The sequence below is a fragment of the Streptomyces sp. NPDC006739 genome (genome assembly GCF_042869815.1).
Lineage (GTDB): Bacteria > Actinomycetota > Actinomycetes > Streptomycetales > Streptomycetaceae > Streptomyces.
Genome location: NZ_JBIAGM010000082.1, coordinates 1 through 2,124 on the forward strand (window position 1 = coordinate 1; position 2,124 = coordinate 2,124).

General features: G+C 68.1%; 3 protein-coding genes. 1 reads left to right on the forward strand and 2 read right to left on the reverse strand.

Features of this window, described 5'->3' with window-relative positions:
• A partial coding sequence (locus ACFYMM_RS44305; protein ID WP_388398525.1) for an IS630 family transposase occupies positions 1-1,063 on the reverse strand: 1,063 nt, incomplete at its 3' end.
• Between the two features lie 47 nt (positions 1,064-1,110).
• Positions 1,111-1,485, reverse strand: coding sequence for a cupin domain-containing protein (locus tag ACFYMM_RS44310; RefSeq protein ID WP_388398528.1), 375 nt, complete (start codon positions 1,483-1,485; stop codon positions 1,111-1,113).
• A gap of 67 nt (positions 1,486-1,552) precedes the next feature.
• Here ACFYMM_RS44310 and ACFYMM_RS44315 point away from each other — a divergent pair, with 67 nt between their 5' ends.
• Complete coding sequence (locus tag ACFYMM_RS44315; RefSeq protein ID WP_388398530.1) at positions 1,553-1,993, forward strand: MarR family winged helix-turn-helix transcriptional regulator; 441 nt, start codon at positions 1,553-1,555, stop codon at positions 1,991-1,993.
• The last annotated feature ends 131 nt before the right edge of the window (positions 1,994-2,124 follow it).

The following is a 2,124-nucleotide window of genomic DNA, read 5'->3' on the forward strand; positions in this document are numbered from 1 at the left end:
ATGGCTGTGCCGTGGCGTTGTAGCGGTCTTCGAATGCTCGGAGCCGGTTTCGGACCTGGGTCAGGTCGGTGAAGTCGTTGGGTGAGACGACCTTGCGCTGGACGATCGAGAAGAAGATTTCGATCTGGTTCGTCCAGGAGGCGTGGACAGGGGTGTGGACCATGAGTGCGTTCGGAAACGCCTTGGTCAGACGGTCTATGGCCTTCTTCCCCCGGTGGGAGGAGCCGTTGTCGACGATCCAGAAGACGCGTTTCGCGCTGGCGTAGGGCTCGGTGGCCATGACCTGGGCGACCAGGGCCATGAAGGGCACGATTCCGGTCGTCGGCTCGCAGCGGCCGAAGACCTTCGCGCGGTGGACGTCGTAGGCGGCCAGGTAGGCCGGCGCACCGCCGCGGCCGTACTCGTGGTTGACGCGCATCGCCCGGGCCAGGCCCGGGGACAGGGTCGGATGGCAGCGGCAACGGGCCTGGACGGAGGTCTTCTCGTCGCTGGAGACGACGTACTCGTCCTCGCCCAGCGGGACACCCTCGAAAGTGCGGGCGTACAGATCCAGGACACGCTGGGCCTTGGAGCGGAAGTCCGGATCGCGGATGAAGATCCAGGACCGGTACTGCCAAGGCTTGAGCGCGTCCTCGCGCAACCAGCGGCGCACCGTGGACGCGGAGACGGTATCGGTTATCCCGCGCGCGGTCATCTCGGCAGCCAACTCCGGGCATGACCAGCGCGACAGCGGCACGCCGGTCTCGGCGGGTAACTGGCAGGCCAGCGCCTTGGCCTCGGCGACCTGCACGGGCGTGAACCGGGCGGGGCGCCCTGAGCGCTTGCGGTCGGCCAGGGCTGGCAGCCCGCCGGCGGCGAACCGGCCCCGCCAAGCGCGAACCGTGTCCAGGTGCAGACCCGTCTCGCGGGCGATGCGCGCGTTGGAGCGCCCCCGCGCCGCATGCAGGACGACCTGCGCGCGGACCCGCAGCCGGTACTCGGTCTTGTGGCCGTAGGCCATCTTCTTCAACCGCTCGCGCTCGGCAGCGGTCGGGACTATCGGGCAGGCCGGAGCGACGGGCATGACAGGGCAGGCCGATCGGGAAGCGTGACCACTGGTTCTCGATGGGCTTAATGAGTCCAGGGCGGCGTGATAGTGCTGCCGTCGGCCAGCCCGGCGCTGAGCCCGACACGTGTAGCGACCCACATGTGCGCGGGCTGGTCGGTGGTATTGGCGACCGCCAATTCGGAGCCTGCCGGAGCCACCGCCGCGTCACCGGCAGCGAGTTCGGCGCTCTCGCCGCCGATGGTGAGCCGGAGGCGACCGGACAGCACGTAGAACGTTTCTTCGTGACTGATCGTGTGGGCCGGACCCACCGTTCCTGCCGGGACCTCGCCGCGCCAGGCAGCGAGGTCCCGGCTGCCCGTGTCCGGGCGGACGTAGGAAACGAAGCGGACACCGTGGATCTCGTGCACGACGGCCTCGCCGCTGCGGATGAAGGGCACACTGACCTCCCTATAGACAGCTACCTTGTCCATAAAGACAAGCAGCTTGACGAGTTATAGTCAACCCATGGATGACGCTCTGGCCTTCTCCGCACTCGTGCTGGCACTCTCAGGACAGTTGGTGCAGGAGATCCACGCCCGCGTGTCCCAGCAGGGATTCGAGGACCTACGGCCGGCACACGGCTTCGCCTTTGCCCGCATCTCCCTGGGTGACGCCACCACGGCCAACCTGGCCGAGCACCTCGGGGTGACCAAGCAGGCCGCCGCCCAGCTGGTTGAGGAACTGGTCCGCAAGGGATACGTGGTGCGGCATCCACACCCCCACGATGCCCGCGCCCGGCTCTTGGGGCTGACCGAGGCTGGCTGGGCCGCCACTCGCGCCGCCGACCAGGCAGCCCGCGCTGCCGTCGCACCATGGCGAGAAGCACTGGGCGAGGCGCGCTTCAGCGAACTTGTCGCCGACCTGACCCGACTTACGCCACCGGGGCCGATCCGCCCCGCCTGGTAAGCCAGTGGCCTGGACTATCGCAAGTCACCAAGGAGGAGCCGGAGCAACGGATTGCGCATCCCGTGTCGGGGATGCGCAGCAAGTCGTGGACCCCGCAACCCCCGAAGGACTTTCGGAGCCGACCACTAAGG